The 19,782-nt window shown below is 61.5% G+C and carries 21 protein-coding genes and 1 pseudogene; 15 read left to right on the forward strand and 7 right to left on the reverse strand.

The window, feature by feature from the left end; translation table 11 throughout:
• From GDJ08_RS17010 to GDJ08_RS17025, 5 genes and pseudogenes are all read left to right on the forward strand, one after another.
• On the forward strand, nucleotides 1-529 hold a 529-nt coding region (locus tag GDJ08_RS17010), incomplete at its 5' end, for an IS3 family transposase (RefSeq protein ID WP_153165341.1).
• 69 nt (nucleotides 530-598) lie between these two features.
• Nucleotides 599-1,087 carry a DUF2247 family protein gene (locus GDJ08_RS17015; RefSeq protein WP_153165342.1) on the forward strand — a complete coding sequence of 163 codons (489 nt, stop codon included), beginning with the start codon at nucleotides 599-601 and terminating at the stop codon, nucleotides 1,085-1,087.
• 59 nt (nucleotides 1,088-1,146) lie between these two features.
• Complete coding sequence (locus tag GDJ08_RS17020) at nucleotides 1,147-2,133, forward strand: RHS repeat-associated core domain-containing protein (protein ID WP_153165343.1); 987 nt, start codon at nucleotides 1,147-1,149, stop codon at nucleotides 2,131-2,133.
• A gap of 40 nt (nucleotides 2,134-2,173) precedes the next feature.
• Entirely contained in the window at nucleotides 2,174-2,383 is a 210-nt protein-coding gene (locus tag GDJ08_RS20060) for a hypothetical protein (protein WP_165699833.1), read from the forward strand.
• Between the two features lie 137 nt (nucleotides 2,384-2,520).
• Nucleotides 2,521-3,272: pseudogene (locus GDJ08_RS17025) on the forward strand (transposase); the annotation flags it as partial.
• Nucleotides 3,273-3,579: 307 nt separating this feature from the next.
• Here the strand turns inward: GDJ08_RS17025 and GDJ08_RS17030 are convergent.
• Nucleotides 3,580-3,753, reverse strand: a complete 174-nt coding sequence (locus GDJ08_RS17030; protein ID WP_153165344.1) for a hypothetical protein — start codon at nucleotides 3,751-3,753, stop codon at nucleotides 3,580-3,582.
• A gap of 255 nt (nucleotides 3,754-4,008) precedes the next feature.
• Here GDJ08_RS17030 and GDJ08_RS20385 point away from each other — a divergent pair, with 255 nt between their 5' ends.
• Nucleotides 4,009-4,371: an RHS repeat-associated core domain-containing protein gene (locus GDJ08_RS20385; RefSeq protein ID WP_484600341.1), complete on the forward strand. Its 363-nt coding sequence runs from the start codon at nucleotides 4,009-4,011 to the stop codon at nucleotides 4,369-4,371.
• A 705-nt stretch (nucleotides 4,372-5,076) separates the two neighbouring features.
• Here the strand turns inward: GDJ08_RS20385 and GDJ08_RS17040 are convergent.
• Entirely contained in the window at nucleotides 5,077-5,481 is a 405-nt protein-coding gene (locus tag GDJ08_RS17040) for a hypothetical protein (RefSeq protein ID WP_153165345.1), read from the reverse strand.
• 287 nt (nucleotides 5,482-5,768) lie between these two features.
• Here GDJ08_RS17040 and GDJ08_RS17045 point away from each other — a divergent pair, with 287 nt between their 5' ends.
• Nucleotides 5,769-6,038, forward strand: coding sequence for a membrane protein (locus tag GDJ08_RS17045; protein ID WP_017355080.1), 270 nt, complete (start codon nucleotides 5,769-5,771; stop codon nucleotides 6,036-6,038).
• Between the two features lie 109 nt (nucleotides 6,039-6,147).
• Nucleotides 6,148-6,873, forward strand: coding sequence for a hypothetical protein (locus GDJ08_RS17050; protein WP_136003269.1), 726 nt, complete (start codon nucleotides 6,148-6,150; stop codon nucleotides 6,871-6,873).
• A 40-nt stretch (nucleotides 6,874-6,913) separates the two neighbouring features.
• Here the strand turns inward: GDJ08_RS17050 and GDJ08_RS17055 are convergent, their stop codons facing one another.
• Complete coding sequence (locus tag GDJ08_RS17055; protein WP_153165346.1) at nucleotides 6,914-8,623, reverse strand: hypothetical protein; 1,710 nt, start codon at nucleotides 8,621-8,623, stop codon at nucleotides 6,914-6,916.
• Nucleotides 8,624-8,791: 168 nt separating this feature from the next.
• On the opposite strand from GDJ08_RS17055, the gene GDJ08_RS17060 reads away from it, so the two are divergent.
• From GDJ08_RS17060 to GDJ08_RS17080, 5 genes are all read left to right on the forward strand, one after another.
• On the forward strand, nucleotides 8,792-9,124 hold the full coding sequence (locus GDJ08_RS17060; protein ID WP_136003271.1) for a hypothetical protein: 333 nt from the start codon (nucleotides 8,792-8,794) through the stop codon (nucleotides 9,122-9,124).
• 180 nt (nucleotides 9,125-9,304) lie between these two features.
• Complete coding sequence (locus GDJ08_RS17065) at nucleotides 9,305-9,694, forward strand: hypothetical protein (RefSeq protein WP_153165347.1); 390 nt, start codon at nucleotides 9,305-9,307, stop codon at nucleotides 9,692-9,694.
• A gap of 13 nt (nucleotides 9,695-9,707) precedes the next feature.
• A complete protein-coding gene (locus GDJ08_RS17070) occupies nucleotides 9,708-10,205 on the forward strand; it encodes a hypothetical protein (RefSeq protein WP_153165348.1) in 498 nt (165 codons plus the stop codon).
• Nucleotides 10,206-10,320: 115 nt separating this feature from the next.
• Entirely contained in the window at nucleotides 10,321-10,905 is a 585-nt protein-coding gene (locus tag GDJ08_RS17075) for a hypothetical protein (protein ID WP_153165349.1), read from the forward strand.
• A gap of 648 nt (nucleotides 10,906-11,553) precedes the next feature.
• On the forward strand, nucleotides 11,554-12,984 hold the full coding sequence (locus GDJ08_RS17080) for a serine hydrolase domain-containing protein (protein ID WP_229296560.1): 1,431 nt from the start codon (nucleotides 11,554-11,556) through the stop codon (nucleotides 12,982-12,984).
• A 141-nt stretch (nucleotides 12,985-13,125) separates the two neighbouring features.
• Here GDJ08_RS17080 and GDJ08_RS17085 read toward each other — a convergent pair whose 3' ends face one another.
• Together GDJ08_RS17085 and GDJ08_RS17090 are read right to left on the reverse strand one after the other, a co-directional pair.
• Entirely contained in the window at nucleotides 13,126-14,472 is a 1,347-nt protein-coding gene (locus GDJ08_RS17085; RefSeq protein ID WP_229296561.1) for an alpha/beta fold hydrolase, read from the reverse strand.
• 432 nt (nucleotides 14,473-14,904) lie between these two features.
• Nucleotides 14,905-15,747, reverse strand: coding sequence for a BCCT family transporter (locus GDJ08_RS17090; protein ID WP_229296562.1), 843 nt, complete (start codon nucleotides 15,745-15,747; stop codon nucleotides 14,905-14,907).
• Between the two features lie 288 nt (nucleotides 15,748-16,035).
• Here GDJ08_RS17090 and GDJ08_RS17095 point away from each other — a divergent pair, with 288 nt between their 5' ends.
• Nucleotides 16,036-16,851 carry a hypothetical protein gene (locus GDJ08_RS17095; RefSeq protein ID WP_153165350.1) on the forward strand — a complete coding sequence of 272 codons (816 nt, stop codon included), beginning with the start codon at nucleotides 16,036-16,038 and terminating at the stop codon, nucleotides 16,849-16,851.
• Nucleotides 16,852-17,114: 263 nt separating this feature from the next.
• On the forward strand, nucleotides 17,115-17,804 hold the full coding sequence (locus GDJ08_RS17100) for a hypothetical protein (RefSeq protein ID WP_153165351.1): 690 nt from the start codon (nucleotides 17,115-17,117) through the stop codon (nucleotides 17,802-17,804).
• Nucleotides 17,805-17,994: 190 nt separating this feature from the next.
• On the opposite strand, the gene GDJ08_RS17105 is transcribed toward GDJ08_RS17100, so the two are convergent.
• Both GDJ08_RS17105 and GDJ08_RS20495 read right to left on the reverse strand, forming a co-directional pair.
• Nucleotides 17,995-18,237 (reverse strand): hypothetical protein, encoded by a 243-nt coding sequence (locus GDJ08_RS17105; RefSeq protein ID WP_017355098.1) that lies wholly within the window; start codon nucleotides 18,235-18,237, stop codon nucleotides 17,995-17,997.
• The gene (locus tag GDJ08_RS20495) at nucleotides 18,234-19,757 is read right to left on the reverse strand and encodes a GH36-type glycosyl hydrolase domain-containing protein (RefSeq protein ID WP_425505117.1); all 1,524 of its coding nucleotides are present in this window, start codon (nucleotides 19,755-19,757) and stop codon (nucleotides 18,234-18,236) included. Before GDJ08_RS20495 ends, GDJ08_RS17105 begins: the two co-directional genes overlap by 4 nt.
• Nucleotides 19,758-19,782 lie beyond the last annotated feature (25 nt).

Raw genomic sequence — 19,782 nt, forward strand, 5'->3', positions numbered from 1 at the left:
GCCCTTGCTGCGCCCGTCCGCCGCCAACCAGGTGTGGTCGATGGATTTTGTGTTCGACCGCACCGCGGAAGGCCGAGTAATCAAGTGTTTGACCATCGTTGATGACGCCACTCACGAGGCCGTGGCCGTTGAGGTTGAACGAGCTATTTCCGGGCAAGGCGTTGCCAGGGTGCTGGACAGATTGGCCGTTCAGCGCGGTTTGCCGCAGGTGATCAGGATAGACAACGGCAAGGAGCTTTGCGGAAAAGCGATGGTGGCGTGGGCTCACGAGAAGGGAATTGCCCTGCGCCTGATCGAGCCGGGGAAGCCGAACCAAAACGCTTACGTTGAGTCCTTCAACGGGCGGCTGCGCGATGAATGTCTGAACGAGCATTGGTTCCCGACGTTGCTCCATGCCAGGACCAGTATCGAAAGCTGGCGGCGTGACTACAACGAAGAACGGCCTAAGCGGGCTCTTGGCGGGCTGACGCCCGCCCAGTACGCCGCACAGTTGGCTGGAAAGAGAGATACCATCAGCACCGGACTCTAAACCCGCCCACTACTCAAGCCGGGGGGACGTCGGTGGCAGTATGAATGGAATGCCGAACAAGAAGTGACTATGACCATGAGAAGCTATGAGTGGATTCGGACTTCCGGGTCATGGACTCTGGCCGAGTTGGCGTGGGGTTTGGATCGAAATCTGATTGATCTTGATGCTCTGAAGCAATGCGAACTGGGGCAAGCTGCGTTTGAAGGGCAGTTGGACTTGGTGGGCCTGGTACGTCACTTGGAGAGAATTGCCCCTGAAGAGAGAGGAGCGGAGGCTCTACGACTCACCGTTCAGGACGGAGATATGGATCACGACAGCATTTCATGGAAGTGGCTTGTCGCAGTTCTCACGGATCTCTATGCCAACCGCAATGAAGTTGATGATCCGCTCGGCGAGGTTGAGCGGATATATGCGGATTTTGACTATCCGGAGCGCATGGAGAGCTTCGTCAGATACATGCCCGCCACTGATGGATGCGCTCCCGCTGAGCACTCCCTTGATCAAAATGTTGAACGTCTCTTCGAAAACTGGAAGAGATTCCTGGACTCCGCGGGCTGAAAAGGAACTATGACGCGTTGGGGCGTCGCATTCTTGCCCACTCCCCCACGGCCGGTAACGTGCTGTCCCAGTACACCGAAGATGGGCGCCTGGTGTTCCAGAGCGATGGACGCAAGGGCGTCGGCCGTGAGTTCGTGCACCTTGCGGGTAGCCTGATCGCGCAGCGTGAGTACAACGCCGCAGGCGCAACCATCACGTACCTGCATACCGATGCGTTGGGAAGTCCGGTGGCAAGTACGAACCAGGCGGGGGCTGTCGTCGAGCGGACGCACTACGAGCCTTATGGAGCGCCGATCGGCAAGGTGGTGGACGGGCCGGGGTATACCGGGCATGTCATGGATAGCGCCACTGGGCTGAGCTACATGCAGCAGCGGTACATGGACCCGCAGTTGGGGGTGTTCCTGTCGGTGGATCCGGTGACTGCGTATGAGCAGCCGGTTGGGCAGTTCAATCGCTATCGGTATGCGAACGGAAATCCGTACACGTTCTCGGATCCGGATGGGGGACAAGCATCAGAGCGCTTTGTCGAACAGCATCGCGAGGACATGGAGGCCGGTAACGGTGCAGTGTATGCGCCACTCCAGCCATATGCTATCGCTGCTACAGCGGTAATGCTTACTCCTGTAGTAGTAGAGGTTCGTCTAGCTATAATGACCAACCCTGGTGCAGTGGCCACTGCCACCAACATCGCTGCGGAGGCGGCTGGAGTCACCGGGGCCGCTGGCGCCGCTGGCCTTGCTGCCAAGGAGGTGGGTCCGCTATTGCGGGCTGCCAACAAGCCGTTCAATGCAACCGGCCTTTCAGTTGCCGCACGAAAGCTCGAGCATCACGCTACGCGCCCAGGTGGTACTTTCGCTGCTCCAACGGGAAGTGTGGCACAGAAGAATGAAGCTGCTGGACGGGTGGTAGAGGGGCTTCTGAAAAGCCCAGATACCGTCAAAACATCCCTGAGTGGCGGAGGAGCTGAGTACCGAGGGGCGAGTGGTCAGGGGGTGCGGTTCGAGGCAGACGGTTCGTTTAATACATTCTTGGATCCCAAGAGGTAGGCGCAATATGGAAAAATTCTCAATTGATTTTGTGAGCCCGATGAGTTTCAATTCGCTTGCTGCTGAGATCTCGTTTGAGTCACAAATTCTTTGTCGTATTGATCAGGAGCGGGTTGACGGCGTGTTTGAGGTTGAATTCTTTCATCTAACTAGAATTCTTAATGCCAATGTAAATATGAAGTTCTCATTGCCTGACTTCCTCAAAGTCGTTGAGGATGCATGCTCGGAGCTGCGTGGAATCGCTTCCTGAATTTGTCAGGCCGTTAGTTTCTGGCTGGCCCCGCGCTCTAGGCGGTCTGAATTACTTGAAAACCGCGTCCAACTGCTTGGTTGTATGTCGACGTCCCCCGAGATTGAGTAGCGAAGCGGTTTGGAGTCCGGTCCTCAATGACAAGGAGATTGGACGTGAAGAAGCGCTTGTCCGAAGAGCAGATCATCGGCTTCCTACGCGAAGCTGAGGCCGGCATGCCCATCAAGGACCTCTGCCGCCAGCATGGCTTCAGCGAGGCCTCGTACTACCTCTGGCGCAGCAAGTTCGGTGGCATGAGCTTGCCTGATGTCGAGCGGCTCAAGAACTTGGAGACGGAGAACGCGCGGCTGAAGAAGCTACCGGCCGAGCCGGTGTTCGAGAACGACGTCATCAAGGATGCGTTTCGAATAAAGTGGTGACCGCGCCGGCACGTAGGTTGCTGGTGCGGTAGATGTTCAATAAAGGGCTGAGTGAGCGGCGTGCGTTGTTCGTTGCGCGGATGAGCGCCAGTGCGCTTTGCTACGAGCCCAGGCCGGACCACAACGTTGATTTGCGCGAGTAGATCGCTGCACTGGCGCACCGTCACAGACGCTACGGCGTGGGCATGATCCATCCTAAGCTGCGACAGAAGGGGCTTGCCGTGAACTACAGGCGCGTGGAGCGGCTTTCAAAGTGTGGTCTATTGATTTCGTGGACGACGCTACCTATGAAGCTTCAACGGGCGGCTCCGGGACGAATGCCCAAACGGCATTGGTTGCAGACGTTGCTCCATGCCAGAGCCAGTATCGAAAGTGGGCGGCGCGACCAAAACGAAGAAAGGCCTAGACGAAGGCTTGGCGGGCTGGCTCCCGCTCATTGTGCCGCACAGTTGGCCGGCAAGAGGGATAACATCAGCACCGGGGCTCTAAATCGCGCCTCTACTCAGTCCAGGGGAGTCGTGTGGAGTCGGCGTGGCGGCGTCAAGAGCTCTGGGCGCTGAAGGCGGGGTGCTCGTGAATTCTCGACCCGTGGGAAGCGAACTTAAGGCCGATGCAGGGCAAAATTCAGCACGCACCATGCGCGAGATAAAAAGCCATTGGAGCATCACCCTTGTTCGATTGATTGGACGAAAGCAGGCGTGAGATGCGACAGTGGGGATGCTGCCCGATGGGGTTGTTGGCCGATGCCTGATACAGGCGCAATGATGATTCAGTTCGTCAGAGCTTGCCTGCGTTCTCGTAGCGAGCCACACCCTGTTCCACAAGACGCTGCAATTCCTGCAGCAGAGCCAGGTCCAGAGCATCGAAGTTGAAGCAGGACTTTCCCTGCATGCGCTTCTTCAGTGCGGGGCTGATATCGCTCAGCAGCTCGGGAAACACGTAGATGGGCATGAAAGGAACTATGACCCGTTGGGGCGTCGCATTCTTGCCTACTCGCCCACGGCGGGGAATGTGCTTTCCCACTACGCCCAAGATGGTCGCCTGGTGTTCCAGAGCGATGGGCCCAAGGGCGTCGGCCGGGAGTTCGTGCATCTCGCAGGAAGCCTGATCGCGCAGCGTGAGTACAACGCTGCAGGCGCAACCATCACGTACCTGCATACCGACGCGCTGGGAAGCCCGGTGGCAAGTACGAGCCAGGCGGGTGTGGTGGTCGAGCGGACGCACTACGAGCCTTATGGTGCGCCGATCGGCAAGGTGGTGGACCGGCCGGGGTATGCCGGGCACGTCATGGACGGCGCTACCGGACTGGGCCACATGCAGCAGCGGTACATGGATCCGCAGTTGGGCGTGTTCCTGAGCGTTGATCCCGTGACGGCGTACGCGAAGCCTTTGGAACAGTTCAATCGGTATCGGTTGCCCAATGCCGGTGGAAACATCCAACGGAACGACGATGCATCTGGCGGGAGTCGTGAGAGCGGGCCGAGTGGGAGGCCGGCCTCAAGTCCGACGGGTCGGCCTACAGGCAGGGACACGGTTCGCCGGGCGGCGGGACGGCCAGCCAGTCCCTAATCGCTTTCCGGACAGGCCATTGCTCACGAAATCAAACGGTGAGCCTGCGCCAGATCCGGACGCGGCTGGTCCGCATGCCCAACTTGGCCAACGACAAGGCAGCAAAGAGAAGTACGATCAAGCCAGAGAGTTCGACGGGCAAGGGAAAGCAGTAAGGATCATTGATTTTACTGACCACGGTCCCCCGCGTGATCATACAAACCCGCACGAACATCCTTATGTACCCAGTGCTACAGGAGGCACGCCTCAGCGCTGGCCACCGCGACCACTCGATGGAGGTTGATAGCTATGTCAGAAATAGACTGGGGGTTCCCCATCACAGGGAGCAGAGTGGCAGAGGAAATACTGAGCAAATTCAGTGCGAATGAAGTATGGGAGATATCTTATATGGATATACCTTCGGGAACTGGCGACTTCACAGTCCTGAATGACATTCGAGATAGAGTGGCGAACGGACCCGTAAAAGTGTCCTCGGCCGATTTGTGCAATGCACTTGCGGGTGCTCCGCAAGTGTGGGTGCTGGACATGCGGCTCTCGTCCGATGACAAAGTGCAACTTTGCATTGAAGATGGTGAGGTGTTTGAGATGAATTTGGGCCGGAAGTAAGTCGCAGGTTCAACTACCATTTCCGGTGCCAGACACAGCAGAAAGTCCCGCCTTGCTTGGGGCTTTCTGATTGTGGTGTGAGTGGTTAGTGTCAGGTCCTCAGAGCTTGCCTGCGTTCTCGTAGCGAGCCACACCCTGTTCCACAACGTGCTGCAGTTCCTGCAGCAGGGCCGGGTCCAGAGCATCGAAATTGAAGCAGGACTTTCCCTGCATGCGCTTCTTCAGTGCGGGGCTGATATCACTCAGCAGCTCGGGGAAATCGTAGACCGGCATGAAGTGAACGACATGCTTGCGGCCAGAGACCTTCACTGCCCCGAAGAACTGCGCCTTGCCCTTGGCGTCGAGGTGTCGGCAGTTTGCGTAGAAGTGGTCGTCTTCATCGTGCACAACGTCAAGCCTGCTCCGGTAGGGAATCATAAGACTCCGCAGCGCGGCGAACAGGTTGGGCTGCGTTTCCGCTGCGGTGCTGTTCGTAGTGGCGGCGGATTGGCGTGGCGTCTTCATGAGGTCTGCCTGGAACGGAACACGATGGCGGAAGGGTGCGGCGTCCTTGCGGTTTCAGGCTAGCACGCGGGTATTGGACGATGGTCGGCTCTGGTAGGCAAGCGCCGGGCCACGCTGACGACAGGGCAGGTATGGCGATCGGTGCTGAAGAAAAAACGCCGTGTGAGCATGCGTTTTACGACCTCTTCACGCCCTCTCCACGTCTTCCAACCAGAACTGAAAGCCTCTCGTGGCGCCAACAAAAAGGCAGCTATATTCCAGTCTCCCCAGACAAAGGAGGGACTGCAATGACCATGACCAAGCATCACCTGACGCTCGCCCGTACGCTCGGCGTGGCGATCATCGCCACCGTCGGCCTTGGCGGCTGCGCCACCTACAAAGACGAGTTCGCCTCGATCAACTCACGCCTCGACCAGCTTGATGTGAAGGTGCAGGGCGCTGCCCAGAGCGCCGAGTCCGCCAACCAGTCCGCGCAGCAGGCCAACCAACGTCTGGATCAGATCGAAGGCCGCGTCCAGCAGCTCGAAAAGGCGCCCCGTCGCCAGCCACGCGGCTGATCGCGCCTGCACACCTGGTGTGCAGGGTATGAAGTGGAACCGGTGGCCGTTGTTGGCCACTGGTTTCGTTTAAGCCCATCGTTCCATCCGAAGGAATCGTCCCATCGTTATGTACTCACACGCAGCACGACGTGCCGCCTCTGGTGCGCTCGCCGTGGCGCTGGCATTTGCAGGTGTCGGCGTTGCCAGCGCCAAGGATGCCGCCCCGCAACCGGTCGCCGCCGTCGATGAACTGCCGAAAGGCCAAGACGTCTCCGACACCGTGATCGAGCTCGCGGGGTGGATTGTCGCCACCAAGGACAGCCAGGGCTATCCGTTCGCCATCATGGACAAGGCCGCAGCACAGATCCTGGTGTTCGACGGCGAGGGCCGGCTGCGCGGCGCGGCGCCAGGGCTGTTCGGCTCGGCGACCGGGGACCATACCGCCCCCGGTGTCGCCGGGCTGGCGCTGCGCGAAATTCCGGGTCGGGACCGCACCACGCCGGCAGGCCGCTTCGTAGGCGGTTACGGCCCGTCGATCGACGCCGGCCGCGTCCTGTGGGTGGATTACGAGTCCGCCGTTTCCATCCATCCCACCGCGACCGGTGTCCCGGCCGAGAAGCGGGTGGAACGCCTTGCGTCCGCCTCGCCGGACGACAACCGCGTCACGCATGGCTGCATCAACGTCTCGCCCGGGTTCTACGAGCAGATCATCAGCACCACGTTCCAGCGGGGCGGGGTGTTCTACATCCTCCCGGATGCCGACCCGATCGAGAAGACCTTCCCCGCGTTCGCGAAGAGTCGCGCGGCATCGCAGGACGAAGACGGAAAGCGCACGCGCTCCGCTCGCAGGTAAACCGACGCGTCACCACTGAAGCGGGCGGGGTGGGCTAGGGTTACTTGTGATCTCCAGGACATGCGTCGGGTTGGCAGGCCAGCGCCTCCCACACCCGGCCGCGCCGCTGTGCCGGGGTTGTCACCGCTTCGACCGCTCCCGCACCAAGGCGATCCTGCAACTGCTGCAGATACAGGCTGCGCGGGATCACCACCTGTGACGGGTGCTCCACGATGCCGGCGGGCTCTTCGGGCTGGAACTTGCCCGGTACGGCATTCCCGATCTCTCCCACGCTCCAGTTCATCGCATGCGGCGGCGCCTGCAGCACGTAGTGCGCGCTGCCCGTGTTCCAGAACATCTGCTGCGCGCCGGCCCAGCCGTGGCCGGACCCGCTGCGACGCCGGTTCTGTGCCCGAAGCTGAGTGTCGCGGGTGTTGTCGTACAACGTGCCGGTGGCCCAGCGATGGTGCGGGCCGCTGTCGTTGGTGCCGTCCACGGCCAGGCAGTCCAGGAAAACGTTTGGCCCGGGGGTGAGCGCGCCGGTGACGACGCTGTGCCGGGCGTGCTCGGCATAGCAGCGCTGGGTCAGGTTGAACGACGCGTTGCCTTCGTAGTTGTACGCGTAGCGGCGCATGCCCTCGGTCTGCCCATAGCGCGGGTCCAGATAAGCCAGATCCTGGAACGTGTTGAAGTGGGCGCCGTCGTGCGCGGTGATGCCGTGTGAGACATAGCGCAGCGTGACATTGCGCACCCATGAATCACGCACACCGCTGAAACGGATGGCTGTGTACGGCCCACTATCGGGCGTACCCACAGCCGTGCCGGTGTGCGGGTTGCCTTCCAGACGCAGGTCCTCGATGCCGACCTCGCCGATGCGCTGCACAGCGACGCGATACACCGTGCCGCCGCCGAAGCGGCGCTCGATCGCATCCACCACCGGTGCGTCCAGCACCAGTGCGTCGCGATCCACGGCGGCCACCACGCGCGTGTAGTCCATCGCGAAGCCGTCGGGCGTCCAGCCATAGCGGGCGGTATCGATCCCGTCGGCACCCAGCCAGGCGGCATTGGGCGTGCGACGCAGAATGAGGGTGTCGCCCTCGCGATACCCGGCGGTGGAGGCCAGCGGCACCCGCATTGCCCCCACCGGCACGAACGCGGCGCTGATGGTGGACGACGGCAGGCCGGCAGTGTCCACCAACCGGGAGGGCTCGCGGTTGCCCACCTCGATGATCCGACCCTGCCGGCCGGTGTAGGTCGAACGGATGATCGTGCCGTTGCCGCCGCGCCCTTCACCGCGCAGCACAACGCCGCCGCTGCGGATGACCAGCCCGTTCGAGACGGTGTAGCGCCCGCGCGTGAGCAGGACGACACCGCGCATGCCGTGCGCATCGGGCGTGCGCGCACTCACCGTGTCGATGGCCTGCTGGATGCGCGCGTGGTCGTCGCCGCCAGCGGAGGGAGCAAGCACCACGCGGACGGGGAGCGAGGCGGGCGCAGGCAGCGCTACGCCACCGCCGCGGTAGCCGGCGCGCGAGAAGTCCGGAACGATATGCCGGGCCTGCGTGCCACCGCGCTCGCGGTACATGCCGTAGCGCAATCGGCCATTGCTGCCTGGTGCGACCAGCGGCGCGTCTGCGGCCGTATTGATGGGATGGGTGAAGAATGCGGTGGAGCCGGGCCCATCCGCGGCGTGCAGCACCGTGGGCGCGCACGCGGCGAAGGCGATCAAGGCAAGCGCGGCGATTCTGCGGGACGGCGGCAACGGGCGCATTCGGGTGGTTTCATCCGTGAACGGGCAGGCGCTGATGGTAGCAATGCACTGCGGGGTGCCGGCGGGCATCGCAGGACCGATAGTGCGTCGGCTTGCCAGCGGGGCCCGGCAGCCCCAGGATCGAACCTGTCGTTTCCACTCTGACGCAGGAGGAGGCCTGTCAGGCCCTTGACCCATATGGAAAGTGCTGATCGCATAACGCTTGATGATCTGTCAGATGTTCGCAAGGCCGTAGCGGTCATGCGCTCACGATCAATTCTTGCAGCCGCTGCGGGTGGACCCATCTTCAGTGCGCTTCTGGCCACGGCGTGGCTTTGGCTGCATCCGGGTGGGGTATCCGTGGCTGTCGTTCTAGCTGTTGTGAGCTATTTGCTGTTCGGCCTGCCGCTCCTCGTGCGCTGGATTCTGCACTGGCGCAGAATCCATCAGCGCCTCACGGACGTCGAGGTGCGGGTCAACGCAGGTGAAACGGTGTACGGGTCGGAGGTGCGGTTCCGCTAGCCCCGTGCCCGAATCGAGCCTGGCGCCGACCCCGGCGCCTGGGTCCGCTCATCCCCCCGCTTGTTGGACGGCGGCGGCCCTTCTATGATCGAGCCGCGTCAGGTAAGCGCCCGTCTACGCGACAGTCTGGGCACGTCGTGCAAGTGGCTTCCGGGTCCATCCATTGGAAGGGTTTCGCTCATGGCTGCTGTCATCCGCGTGTTGATGGTCCTCTCCGTTGCTCTTCTATCGAGCGCGTTGCTTCTGCCCCTGGAACGCTCCGTGCACGTGGAATTTTCATTGGATCAACCGCCTCCAATGTGGGTCTTCGGTGCGTTTGTGCTGCTGGTGGGCGTGGTCACTGGCGCCGCAGCATGGACAGGGCTCGTGCGGTTCAGGCGGTGGGGGCGTCCGCTCGCCATCGTTGCCTCTGCCCTGATCGTCCTGGCGGCAGGGCTGCTGGCACAATCGCCACTGATGGGGCAGGTGAGTGGACTTGGCATCGCGCTATTTGCTGCCGCTGCGTCAGCGTGGCTGTGCGGTGTCGCCCTGTCCTATCACCCGCTTGTTGCGTCGCGCTTCCAGGCATGAGTGCTGTCAACCAATGCGTCGAACGATCCTCCAGGATGTTGCCAACACGCTTTGCCACATGCTGGTCGGCTGGCGCATGGGCGATGATTTTGACGTCCTTGCAGCGCTTCCGGATGGCACGCTCGTCGTTGATGTCCTCGCAGGCACCGCCATCCACAGTGCGGCGGGAGCTGTCCACCTCCGTATCGCAGGCGAGTTGCAGGCATGGTTCCACCATCGCCTGAACGTCATCCAGATTCCCGTTCAGGCTCTGTCGTCGGCACAGGTGGTGGCCGAGATCCGCACGGATCGCCTCGCTACCAACCGCAAACGGATCGTCTCGTTTGACGTCTCCGTACGTTCGGTGATTTCCACCGACGAATGCCGTTACACCGGCAAGCTGCATGAGGTGCACCGCTGGCATTCGCGGGTGCCGACTACCTGCGGCCCGGGGAGGATGGCGCCCTGGCGCACCGTAGTCTGCTTCCGGTCGGCATCCGGCCAACGAGAGCGTTGCGAAACGCATCAGTGATCTGGATTACCATCCATTCGGGCCGATCCGGTCCACGGGAACCCATCAGGGGGGCGTCATGAAGCGCGCGGTTCTTGCCGTAATCACAAGTGCAGTCCTGGGCGGATGCGCCACCGTGGACCAGAAGACCACGTTCGATGGCAGCGATGGCAACGCATTTGTCCTGGTCGCTGCCGACAACGTGCCTGATCGGGGCGTGAGCAGCCACAGCTTCGTCTTCAGCAGGGTCGACCTGCAGTCTTCAACCTTCCTGCCGGAGTGGTTCTCCATTACCTTCGACGGCGGAGCGGGCACGTTCGTCGTCGACGAATTGAAGAAGCCAGAAGGTCTCAATACGACGCTGCGTTTCGGTGCCCGTTCCGTGGTGCCCGGCGACTATGCCTATGCGGCGAGGCGGGATCTGCAGGGCAATCTGCAGACAGAGCACTGCTATGCCAAGGGGGCGGGCGTGTTCCGTATCGTTGCGGGCAAGACCAACGTCATTTCGCTTGGTGATGTGCTCAACGACATGGGCAGCGATCCTGACGTCGCGCTGGATCAGGGCGCGACGATTCTGACCGCGTATCCGAAGATCAGCGCGCCGCTCGTGCAGGCGCAGCAGGTGGGTTCGATCACGTTCCCGCCGGCGAAGTCGCTGGGCTGGGAGGGCTGCCTGAACCGGAATGTCACGGCCTTGACGGTCATTTCGGCAACACCGTAGGTCGTGGCCCAGGTGACGCGTCAGTGAGCTCGCGTTGATACGTACGCCATTCCCCCGCACCAGCGGCCAGACTGTCCCGGATGCGTCCATCACGGAACTGTTGCAGATAGAGACTGCGAGGTGTCGTCACCTGGCCCATCGACTGCACCATCCCCGCTGGTTCCTCAGGCGGGAACTTCCCAGATCCAATGGTGCACAACATGGCGTAGTCGCTGGGCGTCCATCGGTATCGTGCGGTATCGATGCCCTCGGGGCCGACCCAGCAGGCATTGGGTTCCCTCGTGATCGACACCGTATCGCCTGGGCGATAACCGGCTGCGGACGCGACGTTGATCCGCATCGCCCCGCGCGCGGGCAACCGGGGCAGGCAGGTCCGCCCTTGGCCGGAAGTCCCCATCGACCCCGAAACGATCTACAGCGCTCCGAAGGCCTGGATGCCTCCGGAACGGAAAGTCCGTAAGCTCATTGCTTCACGCCCCGTATCCTCGGCGTCCGGTCGTTCGGGCAGCAGTCGAGCGGCCGGTTCTCCAGTCCTGTGATTTCACTGTCGTGGAAGGATCTTTGATGCTCAGGGTTACCCGCAAAGCCCTTGTAACTCGGGTTCCACGTCCACGCCAAATCCGCCTCAGGGTGGTATCCATCGTACTGATGTCGGCCGCGCTGTCCGTATCCGCGCAGGCGTTGTCGCCTGCCGACGAATCCCGGATTGCCAGAGTGGAACAGGGCCTTTCGACTCGTGTGGTCGTCAAGGACGCACCCGGCCAGAAGATGTCGCTTGTCGAACGCATGGCGTTCCATGACGTTCCTGCTGTCAGCATTGCCCTCATCAATAATGGACGCGTCGAATGGACACGTGCCTACGGCGTGCTCGATGCGGCCAGCCGGCGGCCCGCCACGACAGCAAGCCTGTTCCAGGCTGGCTCGGTCAGCAAGTCGATCACTGCACTGGGCGCGCTGCACCTGGTTGAGCAGGGCGTGTTGTCTTTGGACGATCCTGCGAACGGGCAGCTCAGCAGCTGGAAGATCCCGGACAACCACTTCACCCAGCAAGGTCCTGTCACGTTACGCGGTCTACTCAACCACAGTGCGGGCATGAACATACATGGCTTCCACGGCTACGCCCAAGGTCAAGCAGTACCTTCACTGCTCCAGGTGCTGGATGGCGTGGCGCCAGCCAACTCCGAACCGGTCCGCGTAGAGGCGATACCCGGCACAGAATGGAAATACTCCGGAGGCGGCTACAGCGTTGTTCAACTGATGATGACCGAAACGCGTGGCAAGCCGTTTCCCGAGCTGATGCAGGAGCTGGTCCTCGACCCACTGCAGATGAGGGACAGTACGTTCGCCATGACCTTGGCGCCGGCGTTGCAGGCACGGGCCGCAATGGGGCATCACACCAACGGGGCGCCCGTTTCCGGCGGGTGGCATGTGTACCCCGAATCGGCGGCGGCCGCGCTTTGGTCCACACCGACGGATCTGGCCAGGGTGGTCGTCGATATCCAGCAAACGCAGTCCGGCAAGCCCGGCAAGCTGCTGTCCAGTGGAATGATTGCCACGATGCTGAGCCGTGGGTTGGGCGAGTACGGCCTGGGGTTTTACGTTGAACAGCTGGGCGACGGCGTCAGCTTCGCGCACTCGGGCGGCACCGACGGGTTCCGCTCGCAGCTGTATGGCTACACCCACACGGGGCAAGGCGTGGTGGTGATGACCAACAGCGACAACGGTGCCGCCCTGATTGACGAGATTCTTGTGAGCGTTGCCGCCGAATATGGCTGGCCAGAGTTCCAGATCACCGAGAAGGTCGCGCTGCGATCCGATCCGGTTGGCAACGCGATGCTTGTGGGCAACTACATCCTGGTGGAGAAACCTGCACAGGTCATTGCCGAAGGCGATCGGCTGTATCTCCGGAGCGAATTGTTCGGCGAGCGACCGATAGAGCTGTTTGCACAGTCCAAGACCCGGTTTTTCATGACCGCACAAGACATGACGGTTGAGTTCCAGCAGGTAGGTAAGGACAAGGAAAACGGCTTTTTGCTGAAGCGCGGAAACAACACCTATATCGCCACCCCAGCGCAATAGCGGGTAAGCCACTGCTGTCCAGGGTCCGCCATTGGCCGAACCCGGATGGGAGGGGGCAGGGCGTGATCGGCACGCAGAGGGCTGCCTGGCGCGCGATTGCAGAGGGCGTGCTGTCGACGTGATCCGCTCGGGGAAGCGCCATCACTCTGGCGTGGGCTCTGCACAGCGCTCGCTGATCACGGCGCCCTCAATGAAGCTGTCGACAGCCGCTACAAAGCAGCGAGGCGCCACCAGTGCCAGCAGATGGGCGCCGCGGTCCACCGTGTGGAACGTGACAGGCCCTGACCTGCCAAGCGTGGCAGCGTGTTCCTTGGCGCCGGCGTACGCGGTATTCGGGTCCAGTGTTCCCTGAATCACCAGCGTCCGCGGGAGGGTGCGCGGACTCGTTCCGAACCATGCATCGCGTGGGTAGCGCGGAACGCTGCCATTCACCAGCAGACCGGGAATGGGGCTGACGAACAGCGCGTCCTTGGCCTCTTCGTTGACAGTGGCCATGCCGAGCTCCGGCCGGGCGTTGTTTTCCGAGGCGGCAATGAGCATCACCAGCGGCAAGGCCGGTTGATTGTTTCCACCCTGTCCCAGCTGTGCCAGCGCAACGTTCCAGTCTTTTACCGTGGCAACCAGCGAGCGGTCGTCGCCGGCGGAAAGATCCTGCACGATCCTCGGGATTCGATCGCGCAACGCAGGGAAGCTCAGCAGCGCGGCGAAGAATCGGCGCACGTCGCCGCCCGGCACCTCTTTCTGCCAGCCCGCATCCTTCACGGCCAGCAGCGTCCGATAACGCTCGAGGCTACGTTCATCCATGCTGTCCCGGCCCACCTGGTCGACAAGCGCTGTGCGCCGGCTGAGATCGAACGTTTCAGTGGTTTCGGGCGGCACCAGTCCGTCAAGAATGAGGCCATCCACGCGAAGGTCGTTGACCTGGAGCGCGCGCAACGCCAGTTGAGTGCCGTAAGAAACGCCATACAGGAGCACCGGGCCGCTGCGATCTGCGTCTGACATCAGGATGCCAAGGTCCTGCGCGGCCTCGGTAATAGAGAAGGCCGAGGTCCGTTGCAGGTTGGCGTACATGGCGCCGATGCAGGGTCCCCATTCCGTTCCCGCCAGCCCCGTGCCTTCCGGGCTTTCGGGTGATTCCTGGACGGGGCAGATCCGCGAGGATCGGCCTGTGCCCCGGTGGTCGGGAATCACAAGATCAAATCCGGGAAACGCGCGCTGGTAGGTCTGGATCAACGGGTACAGGGATGCCCCTGACTCGCCGGGACCACCAGAGAGCAGCCAGACCTCGCCCCGTCTGGTCGTGTCGGCGCTGGCGGGTATGCGCCGCAGGAACAACGATATGTGCTCGCCTGATGGGTCGGCATGGCGCAGTGGCACATCCATCGATGCGCACTGCGATCCGCGTAAAGCGGGTGATGCGTCATCCTCGCAGGCATGCGCCTCCGGCACCGCCGCAGTGGCAGCCAACGGTGCGACCACAAGCAACATCGCCCACACCATACTGCGACACATCGGCTATCCCCCTGGGTGATCTGGCCACTACGATGAACCGGCCGCGGGATCGAGGCGAATGCCGGAAGTAACCCTGGACTGCCGTCTCTGTCTGCTTCCGGCTGAGAGGGGCAGGCGCGTGCTGCCACCGCCACGCCCTGGACACGGCATATACACCTTCCGACAGGGGAGTCCACGCCTGACCAGTTGTTCCGTTCGGTCATGCCGAATACGGGGCCCTTTGACCTTGGGTCCCAGCATTCGTTGACGATGCCAACGTCGGCATCCTGCCGGGATCGCTGCTTTCTGAGCTGCCGGGAGCGGTTGTACTGAGGTTTGCACCCAGAATCTGGAACAGGTCGCCCATTCCTATCCAAGGCGCCTTGCTTGACGTCCCGGCCAACCGGCTCCGGTTGGCCGGGACATGGATCAACGAACGTGATCCAGGAACTGGCGGTGGCGCTCGTACTGATCCAGCACATCGTGAATCAACTGCACCTTCGGCCAACCCATGACGTCGTAGTCTTGTCCGCCCTCGCGCAGGTAGACTTCAGCCCGATAGTGGCGGGTGCCGTCGCTCACTGGGCGACGCGGGTCCTGCAACGCGAAGGTGGGGGGGGCGTAAGGCTGGGGACGCACGGAGTAGAAGAAGTCCATCTCCTCGCCATGACCTACGCGAAGCCAGGCTCGCCCATCTTCTCCTTCGGTAACTTCAACCGGAAGATCCTGCTTGCGCAGCTCCACTGCAACTTCCTGCAGTGCCGGCAGCACGTGATCCCTGATGAAGCCAACAACCTCGATCCTGATGGGGTTGTGAGCAAGCAGTCTGAGCCTGGCGCGCCAGTCATCGCTGGTGCCCGGAAGCAGTCGTGCTTCACGGGAGATCGAGCGCTTGGTGGCGTCCAGATGCATCGCTTTGAGAAGCCCCCAGCACATCAGGATCATGACGATCGTAAAGGGAAGGGCGCTGGCGATGGTTGCCGCCTGGAGAGACTCAAGACCGCCTGCGATGAGCAGGGCGACAGCGATGCCGCCAACCAGCAGCGCCCAGAAGATACGCTGCCAGACCGGAGACTCTTCCTCTCCCTTGGACGTCAGCATGTCGATGACCAGCGCGCCGGAGTCGGCGGAGGTGACAAAGAACAGCGCGACGAGGACAACGGCGAGTGAAGAGGTGATCATCGTCAGAGGAAGATGGCGCAAGAACTCAAACAACGCCATCGAGCTGTCATCTGACACGGCCTTGACGAGCTCCTGTACACCCTGCGTCATTGGCGGTCCAGTTCTTATCCTTCCTATGCCAGTATTCAACCTGACCTTGGGCATAGGCGCTTTCAAGTGCCCAATACACCGGAGTCGCTCGATTAATGGAGTGCAGCCACTCGTTCAACTCACGCTGTGTTGGGACGGTGGCGGCGTGCACGTGTTCTGCCAGACCGACCGATAGATTTTCAATTCTGGCGACCATCCCTGCTGCTTTCAAAGAAGGGCTGCTCCAAGCCGAATTGCGCCGGGTGCTTCCAGCCCTACGCAGACGCCTTTAGCGCCAAAGGACATAACGTGCGCTTCAACCAGATCTTGATTGTCGACTCTATACCCGCCGGAGAGCGCAACACAGCTCGCGAGCTATATCAGGACGTGGGACTTCGTGCCCAAGTATCCGCGCCCGCACCGGAAGTCCGCTATCGGCGCGTTGAAAGCCAAGACGAATTCTTGACGTTGCTCCCAGAGCTGGCTGCGGCGGCATCGGCTACTGGAGATATTCCTGTGCTCCACATCGAGTGCCATGGGAACGATGACGGCCTAGCATTCTCGGACGGCTCATTCGTCACTTGGGTCGATCTGAAGGGACCGCTGACTACCCTAAATATTGCGACGGCAATGAACTTGCTCGTGGTTGTTGCTGCGTGCGATGGAAGTGCACTCACATCGACGCTCGGACTGGTTGATCGAGCACCTGTTCACGGTCTCATCGGGCCGACGAGCGCGGTCACGCCGGAGGAATTGATGCGTGCGTATCTTGAGCTCTATGGGACGCTCATACGTACTCGATCAGCGCGGGAGGCAGTGGAAGCGATGCTTCGTGCCACGCCTGACACCTTCGTCTATCGCGCAGCGCAATGGCTGTTTCAGTACGTGTGGGATCACTATCAGGAAACACATGAAACGCCAGAGGCTCGTCTGGAGCGCGGCATAAAAATGGCGGCCAATCCCCCCGCCGACTACGTCGGTCCACCTCTTCAGCCAGAAATATTTGCCCAGGCCTTGGCGGAACGAAATCGGGAATTCTTCGACGCCTTTCGCCGGAAGTTCTTTCTATGCGATCTATTCCCTGAGCATGAGACGCGCTTCCCTGTTCGATACGACGCCCGTTGATGACCGCTTTTGGCCAAAAGCAGACGTGCCGCACCAGACAACGTGACCAAGAATGCTAGAGCCCGCTATCGACCCAAAGCGGACCATGTCCAAACCTATAGGATGCCGTCCGGTAGCTGGGTCCGGCTATACGTCAGCTTGTTAGCCGGACGCGATAACTCTAAGATCGAGCCGTATTAAGGGGGATAGCGCCGCACGTGGTGCGCTATGGATAAGTGCTCTAACCGAATCCCGGGATTCGGCTATTAGGAAGATAGATCTCAATGGACATCCCATCTCAGCATGTTTTTGAGGCGCTTTCAGGGAAAGGCGTAGACGAGCTACATCATGCTAATAGTGTCGCGACTGCTTGCCAGTTCCTAAGAAGCAAAGCTCTGATGTCTCGCGGCACCGTGGAGCGAATGGGATTGACGCAGACTGCGCAGTCCTCTGACGAAGTAGATAGGCGATACAGCATCTGGTTTGATGTCTTTCTCGACTCAGTAGATATTCATGCGAGAGCAAGTCGTGCCAATGCCTATGGCCCCGTTCTATTTGTCTTCGATCTCGCACTAATTTATCGAAACAAGACAGGCCGAATTTGGGTAACCAAAGAGAATCCGACAAAATGGGCCGGGAAGTCGGACGAAGAAAGGTGGTTTCAGGGTAAAAAAGAATTGAATGGTGATTTCGTCAGGGGAAGATTCGATCAGATGATTGTATTGCGGCACTGTGGCGGATCGCTGCCATTCGGGAAGCATCTGAAGAAAATTATCCTTGATGATCCAAAGCTAAAAACCAATGAGGACGTCAACATCTATAGCATGGCAGTGGGGGCTCTTCGGCTTGCGATGCAAGATGCCAACATCGATGCTCCCATTGAGCGTAGAAGGTGCAGAGCCCACTGCACGTGTAAAGCCCACTGGAGCGGTGACGATGAGCGTCTCTTTAAAATGTTTGATCCAAAGATCTAACTGGCACTTCAAGTCGACGTCCATGCCTTCTCGGCGGTCCAGCTCATCCGGTGCTTGGCTACCTCTTCGCGACGCAGCTTAATTCAGGGGGCGCTGATGTCCGCTTCTGGCCGGAAGCGGTCGCTGGCAGGAAAGGAGGCGGGGCGTGCTGGCGCAAAGAGGTTGACGGTCCTCAAGCACGGCCGTTGACCTACTCCAGGTTGTCGTCACGTTCGTACCCGGCCGGGAGCTCCAGCGCGTGGCGTTTGAGCATGGCGTGGATGTGCGCGTGCGCCTGGTCCCGCTCCGCATGCTCGCATTGGTCCAGAATCTCTGCCGCCAACGCTTCAAACTGCGGCCAGAACTGCGCCGGATGCCGCACCTGATCCAACCAGTGGACCAGCATGTCGCCGAGCGCATCAAGCTGTACCTGTATTTCGGGGCGCAGGCTCATGTGGGAGCCGCCCCCAGGTCAAGCGTGACACGGTAATGATGACCGTCATCGCGGAGCAGCACGGTCAGGTCCGGCTGCGGGATCCCGTCCACCTGCAGCGTAGGCTGACCCTGTGCACTGCGGGTCACCACGAACTCGTAGAAGCTTCGGCCGAAGCGGTAGCTCAGTTCGAATGACGGCCAGTGATCGGGCAGGCACGGTGCAAGCGACAGACGATCGCCCTGGCGGCGTATGCCGAGCAGGGATTCGACCAGCAGGCGATACATCCACCCGGCCGAGCCGGTGTACCACGTCCAGCCGCCTCGTCCGACGTGCGGCGACACGGCGTATACATCGGCCGCCAACACGTAGGGTTCGACGCGGTAGGTCTGCACCGCTGCCGGGTCTCGGGTGTGATTGAGAGGGTTGATCATGCCGGCCAGCTCCCAGGCGCGCACCGCATCTCCCTGTTGTGCGAATGCCATCGCCGCCCACACTGCCGCGTGGGTGTACTGCCCACCATTCTCACGCACGCCCGGGACGTACCCGCGGATGTAGCCAGGGTCCTCCGTCGTCTTGTCAAAGGGCGGGTCGAGGAGCTGGATCAGCTTGGCATCCTTCCGCACCAGATGCGTATAGAGCGAATCCAATGCCTGGCGGGCACGCTCTGGCGCGGCAACGCCGGACAGCACCGACCAGCTTTGGGATATCGAATCGATGCGGCATTCCCGGTTCTCTGCCGAGCCCAGGGCGGCGCCGTTGTCGAACCAGGCGCGGCGATACCATGCCCCGTCCCAAGCGTGGTGTTCCAGATTCCGGCGCAGGCTCTCGGCCTGCTGCTGGCACCACTGTGCGCGGGTGGCGTCGCCACGCGCGTCGGCCAGCACAGCAAAGCGGCGAAGCGTGTCATGGAGGAAGAATCCGAGCCATACGCTTTCACCGCGCTGCTGGTCGCCGACACGGTTCATGCCGTCGTTCCAATCGCCGCTGCCCATCAACGGGAGACCGCGCTCGCCGAGCAACCGGCAACCGCGGTCGAGCGCGACGATGCAGTGGGCATACAGAGTGCCGCGCTGCACCGACGGTGTGGGCATGTCGTAATACCCTTCCTCTTCCGGTGTCACCGCGCGCCCTTCGATGAAGCCGACCACTTCATCCAGCACGCTGGCGTCGCCAGTGACCTCCAGGTAGCGGCATGCGCCCTGGGGCAACCAGAGATAGTCGTCCGAGCAGCGGGTGCGCACGCCGCGACCTTGCGGGGGGTGCCACCAGTGCATCACATCCCCTTCGGTGAACTGGTGTGCAGCGCATTGCAGCAGGTGCTCGCGGGTCAGATCCGGGCGAGCGTGCACGAGCGCGAGCGCGTCCTGCAGTTGGTCGCGGAAGCCGAATGCACCGCCGGATTGATAGTAGCCGCTGCGTCCCAGGTAGCGGCAGCCCAGGGTCTGGTAGACCAGCCAGCCGTTGGCCAGCGCGTCCAATGCCGGGTCGGGCGTGCGCACCTGCACCGTGGCCAGCACGTTGCGCCAGTGGATGCGCACTGCGTCCAGCGCATCGATTGCCTCA

The sequence above is a fragment of the Stenotrophomonas nematodicola genome (assembly GCF_009467805.1).
GTDB lineage: Bacteria > Pseudomonadota > Gammaproteobacteria > Xanthomonadales > Xanthomonadaceae > Stenotrophomonas > Stenotrophomonas nematodicola.